This window comes from Cereibacter sphaeroides 2.4.1 (assembly GCF_000012905.2).
Lineage (GTDB): Bacteria > Pseudomonadota > Alphaproteobacteria > Rhodobacterales > Rhodobacteraceae > Cereibacter_A > Cereibacter_A sphaeroides.
This window is the reverse complement of the sequence record NC_007493.2, coordinates 181,552-193,844: the sequence shown is the minus strand read 5'-3', so window position 1 is coordinate 193,844 and position 12,293 is coordinate 181,552. Positions and strand designations below refer to the sequence as shown.

Below are 12,293 nucleotides of genomic sequence, written 5' to 3'. Positions count from 1 at the left end.
CCCTCTGTAAAGCGGGGTTTCCCTTATTTGGTGCCGAACATGCGGTCGCCCGCATCTCCTAGCCCGGGGACAATATATCCGTGGTGATCCAGGCATTCGTCCACAGCCGCTGTCACGATCGGCACGTCGGGATGGGCCTCCTTCATGCGCGCAACGCCCTCGGGGGCGGCGAGAAGGCAGAGGAAGCGGATGTTCTTCGCCCCCTTCTCCTTCAGGAGATCGATGGCCGCGGCCGAGGAATTGCCGGTGGCCAGCATCGGGTCGACCGCGATCACCAGCCGATCCTCGAGGGCGTCGGGCACCTTCGCATAATACTGCACGGGCTTCAGCGTCTCGGGGTCGCGGTAGAGGCCGATGAAGCCCACGCGGGCCGCCGGCACCAGCTCGAGGATGCCGTCGAGAAGCCCGTTGCCCGCCCGCAGGATCGAGATCAGCGCCAGCTTCTTGCCGTCGAGGATCGGCGCCTGCATCTCGCGGAGCGGCGTCTGGATCGTCGCCGTGGTCATGTCGAGCTCGCGCGTGACCTCATAGGCCAGAAGCAGGCTGATCTCGCGCAGAAGGCGCCGGAAGCCCGCCGTCGAGGTCTCCTTGTTGCGCATGATCGTCAGCTTGTGCTGCACGAGCGGGTGGGTCACGACGGTCAGATGGTCAAGCATGGTCGGGCTCCAGTAGCTTGGCGATGCGGGCGCGGGTATCGGGGTCGCAGAAGGCCGCGTCAAGGGCAGTGCGCGCAATGGTCCGGAACACGCCCTCGTCCCAGTCGAAGGCCTCGGCCAGCCGGTCGTATTCGCGCGCCATGGTGGTGTGGAAGAAGGGCGGGTCGTCGGTCGAGACCGTGACCTTCACCTCGCGGCGGAAAAGCTCGCCGATCGGGTGCCTGCGCCAGCCGGGATAGATCCCCAGCGCGATGTTCGAGCCGGGACAGCATTCGAGCACGATGCCCCGCTCCGCCAGCTCGTCGACCAGCGCCAGATCCTCGATGGCGCGCACCCCGTGGCCGATCCGCTCGACGCGGAGGTCGCGGAGCGCATCGCGGATGCTGTCCGGTCCGCCCCATTCTCCGGCATGGCAGGTCAGGCGCAGCCCGGCCTCGCGCGCCATGTCGAAGGACCAGGCGAAATCCTTGGGCTTGCCCACCGTTTCGTCGCCCGCAAGGCCGAAGCCCGTCACGAAGCGGCCCGCGGTCTCGGCGGCGCAGAGCGCGGTCTCCTTCGCCTTGTCGGGGCCGAAGTGGCGGATCGGCGTGACGATGGCGCGGAGCGTGATGCCCATGGTCCGCTCGGCCTCGGCCGCGGCCTCCTCGATGGCATGGAGATGCTCGCGCCAGGCGCCGAGATCGCGCCCGCCGCAGAAATCCGGCGAGAGGAAGGTCTCGGAATAGACCACACCGGAAGCCGCGCTCTCCTCCAGCACCGCGAGCGTCAGCCGGCGGTAATCCTCGGGCCCGGTGAGGACCGAGGTCGCGGCCTCGTAGACCTTCAGGAAATGCCGGAAATCGCGATAGGCGTAGCTGCCGTCCTCGGCGAAGATGCCCGAGATGTCGATGGATTTCTCGCGCGCGAGGCCGCGGATGAAGGCGGGCGGCGCGGCCCCCTCGAGATGGAGATGCAGCTCGATCTTGGGCAGGCTCATGCGAGCGCCCTCCCCGGCCCGGGGTTGGAGAGGCCCAGATGCGCGGCCACGGTCGCCGCCACATCGGCATAGGCGCAGAGGCCGAGCGGCCCTTCCCCGGTGCCCGCGATCAGCACCGGCACCCGTTCGCGCGTGTGCTCGGTGCCGCGGAAGGTGGGATCGTTGCCATGGTCGGCGGTGAACAGCGCCATGTCGCCCGGCCGGAGCCGCGCGAGAAACGCTCCCGCCCGCCCGTCGAACCATTCGAGCGCCCGCGCATAGCCCGACACGTCGCGGCGGTGGCCGTAGAGCGAGTCGAACTCGACGAAGTTCGCGAAGGTGAGCGCGCCCTCCTCGGCCGTGTCGGCCAAAGCGTCCAGCCGGTCGAAGAGCGCGGCATCGTCGCGGCCCTTGTGCAGCTGCCCGATCCCGCGATGCGAGAAGATGTCGCCGATCTTGCCGATGGCATGAGTGGCCCGCCCCGCCGCGGCCGCTATGTCGAGGAGCGTCGGCGCGGGCGGCGCGATGGCATAGTCGCGCCGGTTGGGCGTGCGGGCGAAGCTGCCGGGTGCGCCCGTGAAGGGGCGCGCGATCACCCGGCCCACGCGCATCGCATGCAGCGTCGGCGCCAGCCCCGCGCAGAGTGCCAGCAGCCGGTCGAGCCCGAAGGCCTCCTCATGGGCCGCGATCTGAAGCACGCTGTCGGCCGAGGTGTAGCAGATCGGCCAGCCGGTGCGCACATGCTCGGCGCCCAGTTCCTCGATCACCGCCGTGCCCGAGGCATGCCGGTTGCCGAGGATGCCTTCGGTGCCCGCCCGCCGGCAGATCTCGGCCGTGAGATCGTCCGGGAAGGCAGGGCAGCGGTCGGGGAAATAGTGCCAGTCCCACGGCACCGGCACGCCCGCCAGCTCCCAGTGGCCCGAGGGCGTGTCCTTGCCCTTCGAGACCTCGGTCGCGGCGCCCCAGCGGCCCGAGGGCTCTGCCCCGAGCCCCGGCGCGGTGAGGCCCGAGGCCAGCTCGATGGCGCGCCCGAGACCCAGCGCGTCGAGGACCGGCAGCCGCAGCGGGCCGCTCCGCCCCTCCTCGGCGCGGCCCGCTGCGCAAGCCTCGGCGATATGGCCGAGGGTGTTCGAGCCCGCGTCACCAAAGGCCGCCGCATCCGGCGCACCGCCGCATCCCACCGAATCCATCACGATGAGAAACGCCCGCGGCATCAGGCGATCCTCGCATGGATGAGCGGCGGCTCGGCCGGTTCCTGATCCGAGATCACATAGGCCGCCTGAATCGCGGCCACCGCAGCATCGGCATCGGCCTCGGTCGCGGCATGGATCATGGCGAGCGGCAGATCCTCGGACACTTCCTCGCCGATCCCGGCGATATCGGCCAGACCCACCGAGGGATTCACCCGGTCGGTCTCGCGCAGCCGCCCGCCACCCAGATGCACCACCGCCTGACCGAGCGCCGCCGTGTCGATGCGCAGCACGAAGCCCGTGCGCAGGCTCGGCACCTCGCGCATCACGGGGGCCGAGGGCAGCCGGTCGGGCCAGCGCTCGACGAAATCGACCGGGCCGCCCTGCGCCGCCACCATGCGGGCGAAGAATTCGGCCGCATGCCCGCTCTCCAGCGCCTGCTCGATCCGGTGCGCCCCGTCCTCGGCGTCGGCGGCAAGGCCGCCCAGCGCCAGGGCCTCGCCGCCGAGCGCCACCGTCACGTCCCAGAGCGCGGCATTGATCGAGGTGCCGGTCAGCGTCTCCATCACCTCGATCACCTCGAGCGCATTGCCGGCCGCGGTCGCGAGCGGCTGGCTCATGTCGGTGATGAGGGCCGATGTCATGCAGCCCGCCCCCTGCGCCGTGCCCACCAGCGCACGCGCCAGCGCCTCGGCCTCGTCCATCGACTTCATGAAGGCGCCCGAACCCACTTTCACATCGAGCACCAGCCCCTCGAGCCCGGCCGCCAGCTTCTTCGACAGGATCGACGCGGTGATGAGGTCGATCGATTCGACCGTGCCGGTCACGTCGCGGATGAGGTAGAGCCGCCGGTCCGCGGGCGCCATGCCCTCGTCGGCGGCGACGATGGCGCAGCGGACATCCTCGATCTGCGCGCGCAACCGCTCTTCGCCCAGGGCCACGCGGAAGCCGGGGATCGCTTCCAGCTTGTCGAGCGTGCCCCCCGTATGGCCGAGGCCCCGACCCGAGATCATCGGCACATAGGCCCCGCAGGCAGCCAGAGCCGGCGCGAGGAGCAGCGAGGTGCAGTCTCCGATGCCGCCCGTCGAATGTTTGTCGAGCACCGGCCCCGGCAGGTCCCAGGCGAGCACCCGGCCGGAGTCGCGCATGGCGCGCGTCAGGGCCACACGCCCCTCCTCGCCCAGACCCTGCAGGCAGACCGCCATGGCGAAGGCGCCGGCCTGCGCATCGGTGACATGCCCCGAGGCCAGACCTTCCGCGAACCAGCCCAGTTCAGCGGCCGAGGGCACTTCGCCCCGGCGCAGCTTTGCGTTGATCGATCGCGCGTCCACGTCAGACCCTGTCCATATGCGCGGCCCGGAAGCTGCCGGGCAGGAGGTCCGCCACGGAAGTCCGCAGGCTCTGCCCGTCGATGGTGCAGAGCGTGACCGGCACCTCGGGGCCCGCGAATTCGGCGATCTTCTGGCGGCAGCCGCCGCAGGGCGGCACCGGCTCGGGGCTGTCGGCGATCACGAGGATCTCGGCGATCCGCGTCTCGCCCGCGGCCACCATGGCGGCGATGGCGCCGGCCTCGGCGCAGGTGCCTTCGGGATAGGCCACGTTCTCGACGTTGCACCCCGCATGAACGGCGCCCGAGGCGGTGCGTAGCGCGGCCCCCACCTTGAAACGGGAATACGGCGCATAGGCGTTCTCGCGCACCGCGGTCGCGGCTTCGAGCAGGGACATGAGGTCCTCCATCTGGCTTCGGCCGACTTTGGGACGTGGGCGGTCGGGATGCAAGCGCGGCACCGGCACAGAAGGCGCGGGCGCGGGCTTTCGCGCCCGGGGCCCGCCGCCGCCTCTGCCGAGGAGCGCAAGACCGCCACTGAAGGCGCTTCGCGGTTGCATGGACATTCAGATGGTTTAGTGCTGAACCATCGCTGAGGGAGGCACGGAATGGACGAGGCAAGACAGGACAACGCGCGCCATGCGGCGCTGGATTACCACGAGTTTCCGAAACCCGGGAAGCTCGAGATCCGGGCGACGAAGCCGCTTGCCAACGGCCGCGACCTCGCCCGCGCCTATTCGCCGGGCGTGGCCGAGGCCTGCCTCGAGATCAAGGCCGACCCCGCGACGGCCAGCCGCTACACTTCGCGCGGCAACATGGTGGGCGTGGTGACCAACGGCACGGCGGTGCTGGGCCTCGGCAACATCGGCGCGCTGGCGGCAAAGCCCGTGATGGAGGGCAAGGCCGTCCTCTTCAAGAAGTTCGCGGGCATCGACTGTTTCGACATCGAGCTGGCAGAACCCGACCCGCTGAAACTGGCCGAGATCGTCTGCGCACTCGAGCCCACCTTCGGCGCGATCAACCTCGAGGATATCAAGGCTCCGGACTGCTTCATCGTCGAGAAGATCTGCCGCGAGCGGATGAACATTCCCGTCTTCCACGACGACCAGCACGGCACCGCCATCGTGGTGGGCGCCGCCGCGACCAACGCGCTCCATGTGGCGGGCAAGCGCTTCGAGGACATCAAGGTGGTCTCGACCGGCGGCGGCGCGGCCGGGATCGCCTGCCTCAACATGCTGCTGAAGCTGGGCGTGAAGCGCGAGAATGTCTGGCTCTGCGACATCGCGGGCCTCGTCTGGAAGGGCCGCGAGGCCGAGATGACGCCGCAGAAGGCCGAATATGCGCAGGACAGCGACCTGCGCACGCTGGCCGAGGTGATCGAGGGCGCGGATCTCTTCCTCGGCCTCTCGGGGCCGGGCGTGCTGACGCCCGCCATGGTCGAGCGGATGGCCGAGCGCCCCATCATCTTCGCGCTGGCCAACCCTACGCCCGAGATCCTGCCCGACGAGGTGCGCTCGGTCCGCCCGAATGCGATCATCGCCACCGGCCGCTCGGACTATCCGAACCAGGTCAACAACGTCCTCTGCTTCCCCTTCATCTTCCGCGGCGCGCTCGACGTGGGTGCGACCACGATCAACGACGAGATGCAGCTGGCCTGCATCGAGGGCATCGCAAGCCTCGCCCGCGCCACGACCAGCGCCGAGGCGGCCGCCGCCTACAAGGGCGAACCGATGAGCTTCGGCGCCGACTATCTGATCCCGAAGCCCTTCGACCCGCGGCTGATCGGCGTCGTGGCCCTCGCCGTCGCGCGCGCCGCGATGGAGAGCGGCGTGGCCACCCGCCCCATCGCCGATCTCGACGCCTACCGGCGCAGGCTCGAGGGGTCGGTCTTCCGCTCGGCGCTCATCATGCGGCCGGTCTTCGAGGCCTCGGCCGCCGAATCCCGGCGGATCGTCTTTGCCGAGGGCGAGGACGAGCGCGTGCTGCGCGCCGCCAATGCCGTGCTGGAAGAGACGGTCCACAAGCCCATCCTGATCGGACGGCCCGAAGTGGTCGAGATGCGGTGCGAGCGCGCCGGCCTGCCGATCCGGCCCGGGCGCGACTTCGATCTGGTGAACCCCGAAAACGACCCGCGCTATCGCGACTACTGGGAGAGCTACCACGCGCTGATGGCACGCCGCGGCGTGACGCCCGACACGGCGCGGGCGGTGATGCGAACGAACACCACCGCCATCGGCGCGATCATGGTGCATCGGGGCGAGGCCGACAGCCTGATCTGCGGCACCTACGGCCAGTATCTGTGGCACCTGAACTATGTGACCCAGATCCTCGCCACCAGGAACCGCCGCCCGATCGGCGCGCTGTCGCTGATGATCCTCGAGGACGGGCCGCTCTTCGTGGCCGACACCCATGTCCACCACGAGCCCACGCCCGAAGAGATCGCCGAGACGGTGATCGGCGCCGCGCGGCACGTCCGCCGCTTCGGACTCGCGCCCAAGGTTGCGCTCTGCTCCTCGTCGCAGTTCGGCAACCTCGACTGCTCGACGGGCCGGCGGATGCGGGCGGCTCTGGAGATTCTCGACGAGCGCCGCGTGGACTTCGCCTACGAAGGCGAGATGCATATCGATGCGGCGCTCGATCAGGCGATCCGCGACCGGATCTTCCCCGGCGGGCGCTTCGACGGGCCCGCGAACGTCCTCGTCTTCGGAAATTCCGACGCCGCCTCGGGTGTGCGCAACATTCTCAAGGTGAAGGCGAACGGGCTCGAGGTCGGGCCGATCCTGATGGGCATGGGCAACCTCGCCCATATCGTAACCGCTTCGATCACCGCGCGGGGGCTTTTGAACATGTCCGCTCTGGCCGGAACGCCCGTTACCCATTACGGCTGAAGATCGCGTCATTTCGAGAGAATTGTCCTGCTTCTGCGGCGTCCGGTAGCGCAAAACGTGACCAATGGCCGCAGAGGCTCCAACTTAACGTGTTTGAAACAATCTTGCGCCCCGACCTGACCCGGCTTAACAGAACATGCGCGCCGAGGGAGGGCATACGATGGCATACGCAAGTCTCTACAAATGGTCTCTGGAGGATCCCAACGGCTTCTGGATGAAGGCGGCCGAGCAGATCGACTGGGTGAGCCCGCCCTCGAAGGCTCTGTTCGACGAGAAGGAGCCCTTCTACGAATGGTTCGCCGACGGACAGGTGAATGCCTGCTGGAACGCCGTCGACCGCCATGTCGAGGCCGGGCGCGGCAAGCAGATCGCCATCGTCCACGAAAGCCCGATCACCCATTCCTCGAAGGGCATCACCTATGCCGAGCTGCAGGCCCGCGTGGCCTCGCTCGCGGGGGCGCTGCGGGCCAAGGGCGTGGAGAAGGGCGACCGCGTCATCATCTACATGCCGATGATCCCCGAGGCGCTCGAGGCGATGCTGGCCTGTGCCCGCCTTGGCGCGATCCACTCGGTCGTCTTCGGCGGTTTCGCGGCGCACGAACTTGCCGTCCGCATCGACGACTGCACGCCCAAGGCCATCATCGCCGCCTCCTGCGGGCTCGAACCGTCGCGCGTCGTCCATTACAAGCCGCTGCTCGATCAGGCCATCGAGGAGGCCAGCCACAAGCCCGACTTCTGCGTGATCTTCCAGCGCGAGCAGGAAGTGGCCAAGCTGATCGAGGGCCGCGACGTGGCCTGGCACACGTTCCAGTATGGCGTGGAGCCGGCCGAATGCGTGCCCGTCGAGGGCAACCATCCGGCCTATATCCTTTATACCTCGGGCACGACCGGCCAGCCCAAGGGGGTGGTGCGCGCCACCGGCGGCCATCTCGTCGCCCTGAACTGGACGATGAAGGCCATCTACGACATCGACGCGGGCGACGTCTTCTGGGCCGCCTCGGACGTGGGCTGGGTCGTGGGCCACAGCTATATCTGCTACGGGCCGCTGATCGCGGGTGCCACCACCATCGTCTACGAGGGCAAGCCCGTCGGCACGCCGGATGCGGGCGCCTTCTGGCGCGTGATGCAGAACCACAAGGTGAAGACCTTCTTCACCGCCCCCACGGCGCTGCGGGCCATCAAACGCGAGGATCCGCAGGGCGCGCTCATTCAGGACTACAACCTGCGCAACCTCAAGGCGCTCTTCCTCGCCGGCGAGCGCGCGGACCCCGACACGATCGTCTGGGCGCAGAAGAACGTGGGCGTGCCGGTCATCGACCACTGGTGGCAGACCGAGAGCGGCTGGGCCATGGCTGCGAACCCGCTCGGGATCGAGGCGCTGCCGGTCAAGATCGGCAGCCCTTCGCTGCCGATGCCGGGCTATGACGTGCGCGTTCTCGACGAGGGCGGCCACCAGCTGGAGGCAGGTCAGCTCGGCGCCATCGCGATCAAGCTGCCGCTGCCTCCGGGCACGCTGCCCACGCTCTGGAACGCGCAGGACCGGTTCGTGAAAAGCTACCTCACGCACTTCCCCGGCTATTACGAGACGGGCGACGCGGGCTACATCGACGAGGACGGCTATATCTATATCATGGCCCGCACCGACGATGTCATCAACGTGGCCGGCCACCGCCTCTCGACGGGCGCGATGGAAGAGGTGCTGGCCTCGCACGAGGACGTGGCCGAATGCGCGGTCATCGGCGTCACCGACGCGCTGAAGGGCCAGTCGCCGCTGGGCTTCCTCTGCCTCAACAAGGGCTCGAACCGGGCGGCCGAGGATGTGGTGAAGGAATGCGTCAAGCTCGTGCGCGAGAAGATCGGCCCGGTCGCCGATTTCAAGCGCGCCTGTGTCGTGGACCGGCTGCCCAAGACCCGCTCGGGCAAGATCCTGCGCGGCACGATGGTCAAGATCGCCGACGGGCAGGAGTTCAAGATGCCCGCGACGATCGACGATCCGGCCATCCTCGACGAGATCCGCGTTGCGCTCGAGGCGGTGGGCTACCCCCGCGCCTGACGGCCCGGGGTGCCGCGGCCAGACGCCGCGGCACCCCCCGACGCACGGTCGCGCATCAAGAGGCGAGCCCTGCGATCTTTTCCGGTCATCCGGCCCGATCAATGGCCGCGGCCGGTGCCAGTCTGCCGCCACCGCAAGCAGGAAATGCACAACCTTTGGCTGAAGCGCAGTCTGGACTTTGCCGGGCCAGCGGGTAACCTGCGGGCAACATGCTGCCCCTCCTGGTTTCCTGCCCATGACGGCTTCGCACGACCCATCCGCTGACGGCTCGCAAGGCGCGTTCCGGCATCCGCCGGGCGCGGAGCTCTGGGCGACAGTGGCCGAGGCTCTGGACCGGCTTGCCGTCCTCGAGACCTCCGTGGATCCGGCGCGGCTCGCCCCTCTGCGCGAGACCCTTCTGCGGTTGCGCGACCAGCTCGGTGCTCTGGCGCCTCCGCCGGTGCCCGAGACGGTGGACGAGGGTCGCTTCCGCCGCCTGCTCGAGATCGCCGGCCCCGACACGGCAAACGAGCTGGTGCACCGGCTGCATGTCGACCTCAAGAGCACGCGCGAACGGCTCGACGAGGCCATGGCCGGCACAGACTGGGTCGAGATCCGCGCCCAGACCCATGTGCTGATGAGCCTCGCGGGGACCGTCGGCGCGGGCGGCCTGCAACGGCTGTCGGAAGCGCTGAACGCCGCCGCCCACCAGCGCGACCGTGACCGGGCGGCGGGGCTGCGGACCGAACTCCTGATGCGCCTCGACGGGCTTCTGGCCTTCGTGGCCCAGCAACGGGACGGCGCATGACCCAAGTCACCCGGTCAACGGGCAGCGAGGGTCACGCCCGTCCGGCTGCCGGGTCGGCAGAGGCCAGCCGTCCGCGACCGATCCTCCTGATCGAGGACACGCCCTCGCTCCAGATGGTCTACCGCTCGGTGCTGGCTTCGGCCGGTCACCGGGTGGCCGTGGCCGGCACCGCCGCCGAAGGCCTCTCGCGCTTCCGCGAGACCCTGCCCAACGTCGTGCTGCTCGACCTCATGCTGCCCGACCGGAACGGGCTCGACCTCATGCAAGACATGCTGAGGCTCCGGCCCGAGACCAACGTGATCGTCATCACCGCCAACGGTTCGATCAACAAGGCGGTCGAGGCGATGCGGGCCGGCGCGCACGAGTTTCTCGTCAAACCCTTCGACGAGCAGCGATTCCTCGGCGCGGTCGAGAATGCATCGCTTGCGCGCGAAGCCCGCCCCGCCCGGCGCCCGCCGCCCCAGCCCGCGGGCCCCGCCCCCGTCACCGGCGCCTTCCTCGGCTCGTCCGAGGCCATGGCCCGCATCCACGCCAAGATCCGCTCCGCGGCGCGGTCGATGGCCACGATCTTCATCACCGGCGAAAGCGGCACCGGCAAGGAGCTGTGCGCGCTCGCCGTCCACGACACCTCCCCGCGCGCGGCAGGGCCCTTCATCGCCCTGAACTGCGGCGCGATCCCGCAGGATCTGCTGGAATCCGAGGTGTTCGGCCATGTGAAGGGCAGTTTTACCGGCGCCATCGCGGACAAGCCCGGCGCGGCCGCCGCAGCCGACGGCGGCACGCTCTTCCTCGACGAGATCTGTGAGATGGCTCCGGCCCTCCAGACGAAGCTCCTGCGCTTCCTGCAGACCTCGATGGTCCAGCCGGTCGGCGCCACCCGTCCGCGCAAGGTCAATGTCCGCATCGTCTGCGCAACCAACCGCGACCCGCTCGATGCGGTTCGCCGCGGCCATTTCCGCGAGGATCTCTACTACCGGCTGTTCGTGGTGCCGATCCACATGCCCCCGCTGCGCGACCGGGGCAACGACGTGATCGAGATCGCCGAGGCCGCGCTCTCACGCTTCGCGGCCGAGGAGGGGCGCGAGTTCTTCGGTCTCGATGCCGAGGTGAAGGCCCTGTTCCGCCGCCACCCCTGGCCCGGCAACGTGCGGCAGGTGCTCAACGTCATCCGCAACGTCGTGGTGCTGAACGAGGGCGGCCTCGTCACGATGCGGATGCTGCCCGATGCCTTCACCGACCACCCGTCGCCGCCCGAAGACCTGCCGCCGCCGTCGCTGCCGACGACGGACGAACCGACGCTCGACGGGCTGATCGGCCGCACGCTGGCCGAGATCGAGCAGATCGTGATCGAGGCCACCATTGCGCGCCACGGAGGATCCGTGCCCAAAGCCGCGCGGATGCTCGACGTCTCGCCCTCGACGCTCTACCGCAAGCGCGAAGCCTGGAAGAGCTGATCGCGCCCGTGCGGCGCCGCGAAATCGGGATCGGGCGTCAGTGGCACGATCCGGTGCGGATTGATCGTGTCGTGGCTGAAGTAATAGTGCCGGACGATATGATCGAAATGCACCGTCTCGGCCACGCCCGGCACCTGCCACAGCTCGCGCAGCCAGCCCCAGAGGTTCGGATATTGCACGATCTGGCGGCGATTGCACTTGAAGTGGGTGTGGTAGACCTTGTCGAACCGCACGAGCGTGGTGAAGAGCCGCCAGTCCGCCTCGGTCAGTCGATCTCCCACTAAATAGCGCCGGGTTGCGAGCCGCTCCTCGAGCCAGTCGAGCGTCTCGAACAGCGGAGCGGCCGCCTCGTCATAGGCCTCCTGCGTCGTGGCGAAGCCGGCGCGGTAGACGCCGTTGTTCACGGTCCCGTAGATCCGGTCGTTCAGCCGGTCGATCTCGGCCAGATCCCCCTCGGGGAGAAAATCCACGCGGTTGCCGGTGAGATGATCGAAGGCCGCATTGAACATGCGGATGATCTCGGCCGACTCATTGCTGACGATGGTCTCGCGCTTTCGGTCCCACAGGACCGGCACCGTCACCCGCGCCGAGATCCCGGGATCGGCCTTGAGGTAGATCTCGCGCAGGAAGGCCAGGCCGTAGAGCCGGTCTCCGGTGGCGCCGGGGAAGGAGCGATCGAAGGTCCATCCGTCCTCCAGCATCTCGGGATGGACCACCGACACATCGATCAGCGGAGCCAGATCCTTCAGCGCGCGAAAGATCATCGTCCGGTGCGCCCAGGGACAAGCGTGGGCCACATAAAGATGATACCGCCCGGCCTCGGCCGGAAATCCGCCCTCGCCTGACGGTCCCGGAGACCCGTCCGCCGTGATCCAGTTGCGAAACCGCGCCCGGCTTCGGACAAAGCGGCCACCGTTCGAGGCCGTATCGTACCAGTTCGGGTGCCAGACACCCTCGATCAATTCACCCATGCGAACCTCCCC

Annotated in this window: 10 protein-coding genes; 4 read left to right on the top strand and 6 right to left on the bottom strand. The window is 68.8% G+C overall.

Going from position 1 to position 12,293, the window contains the following annotated elements; all coding sequences use genetic code 11:
• Positions 1 to 23: 23 nt before the first annotated feature.
• The 5 genes from upp to RSP_RS00895 are packed head-to-tail and all read right to left on the bottom strand — an operon-like array spanning position 24 to position 4,526.
• The gene (upp, locus tag RSP_RS00915; protein ID WP_011336866.1) at positions 24 to 656 is read right to left on the bottom strand and encodes a uracil phosphoribosyltransferase; all 633 of its coding nucleotides are present in this window, start codon (positions 654 to 656) and stop codon (positions 24 to 26) included.
• On the bottom strand, positions 649 to 1,632 hold the full coding sequence (locus RSP_RS00910; RefSeq protein WP_011336865.1) for an adenosine deaminase: 984 nt from the start codon (positions 1,630 to 1,632) through the stop codon (positions 649 to 651). The genes upp and RSP_RS00910 overlap by 8 nt, the downstream gene beginning before the upstream one ends.
• A complete protein-coding gene (locus tag RSP_RS00905) occupies positions 1,629 to 2,825 on the bottom strand; it encodes a phosphopentomutase (RefSeq protein WP_011336864.1) in 1,197 nt (398 codons plus the stop codon). The genes RSP_RS00910 and RSP_RS00905 overlap by 4 nt, the downstream gene beginning before the upstream one ends.
• Entirely contained in the window at positions 2,825 to 4,132 is a 1,308-nt protein-coding gene (locus RSP_RS00900) for a thymidine phosphorylase (RefSeq protein WP_011336863.1), read from the bottom strand. Before RSP_RS00900 ends, RSP_RS00905 begins: the two co-directional genes overlap by 1 nt.
• 1 nt (position 4,133) lies before the next feature.
• Positions 4,134 to 4,526: a cytidine deaminase gene (locus tag RSP_RS00895; protein ID WP_009564559.1), complete on the bottom strand. Its 393-nt coding sequence runs from the start codon at positions 4,524 to 4,526 to the stop codon at positions 4,134 to 4,136.
• Positions 4,527 to 4,736: 210 nt separating this feature from the next.
• Here RSP_RS00895 and RSP_RS00890 point away from each other — a divergent pair, with 210 nt between their 5' ends.
• The 4 genes from RSP_RS00890 to RSP_RS00875 all read left to right on the top strand — a co-directional run bounded on the left by RSP_RS00890 (position 4,737) and on the right by RSP_RS00875 (position 11,310).
• A complete protein-coding gene (locus RSP_RS00890) occupies positions 4,737 to 7,016 on the top strand; it encodes an NADP-dependent malic enzyme (RefSeq protein ID WP_011336861.1) in 2,280 nt (759 codons plus the stop codon).
• 160 nt (positions 7,017 to 7,176) lie between these two features.
• Positions 7,177 to 9,069 (top strand): propionyl-CoA synthetase, encoded by a 1,893-nt coding sequence (locus RSP_RS00885; RefSeq protein WP_017140040.1) that lies wholly within the window; start codon positions 7,177 to 7,179, stop codon positions 9,067 to 9,069.
• Between the two features lie 316 nt (positions 9,070 to 9,385).
• Complete coding sequence (locus tag RSP_RS00880) at positions 9,386 to 9,856, top strand: hypothetical protein (RefSeq protein WP_002722349.1); 471 nt, start codon at positions 9,386 to 9,388, stop codon at positions 9,854 to 9,856.
• Positions 9,853 to 11,310, top strand: a complete 1,458-nt coding sequence (locus RSP_RS00875; protein WP_011336858.1) for a sigma-54-dependent transcriptional regulator — start codon at positions 9,853 to 9,855, stop codon at positions 11,308 to 11,310. Before RSP_RS00880 ends, RSP_RS00875 begins: the two co-directional genes overlap by 4 nt.
• Here the strand turns inward: RSP_RS00875 and RSP_RS00870 are convergent.
• Positions 11,280 to 12,281, bottom strand: a complete 1,002-nt coding sequence (locus RSP_RS00870) for a glutathione S-transferase family protein (RefSeq protein WP_011336857.1) — start codon at positions 12,279 to 12,281, stop codon at positions 11,280 to 11,282. The genes RSP_RS00875 and RSP_RS00870 overlap by 31 nt on opposite strands.
• Positions 12,282 to 12,293 lie beyond the last annotated feature (12 nt).

Coding starts and splice junctions, on each gene's coding strand:
- RSP_RS00910 (WP_011336865.1), bottom strand. CDS start 1,632: ATGAGCCTGCCCAAGATCGAGCTGCATCTCCATCTCGAGGGGGCCGCG.
- upp (WP_011336866.1), bottom strand. CDS start 656: ATGCTTGACCATCTGACCGTCGTGACCCACCCGCTCGTGCAGCACAAG.
- RSP_RS00870 (WP_011336857.1), bottom strand. CDS start 12,281: ATGGGTGAATTGATCGAGGGTGTCTGGCACCCGAACTGGTACGATACG.
- RSP_RS00885 (WP_017140040.1), top strand. CDS start 7,177: ATGGCATACGCAAGTCTCTACAAATGGTCTCTGGAGGATCCCAACGGC.
- RSP_RS00890 (WP_011336861.1), top strand. CDS start 4,737: ATGGACGAGGCAAGACAGGACAACGCGCGCCATGCGGCGCTGGATTAC.
- RSP_RS00875 (WP_011336858.1), top strand. CDS start 9,853: ATGACCCAAGTCACCCGGTCAACGGGCAGCGAGGGTCACGCCCGTCCG.
- RSP_RS00895 (WP_009564559.1), bottom strand. CDS start 4,526: ATGTCCCTGCTCGAAGCCGCGACCGCGGTGCGCGAGAACGCCTATGCG.
- RSP_RS00905 (WP_011336864.1), bottom strand. CDS start 2,825: ATGCCGCGGGCGTTTCTCATCGTGATGGATTCGGTGGGATGCGGCGGT.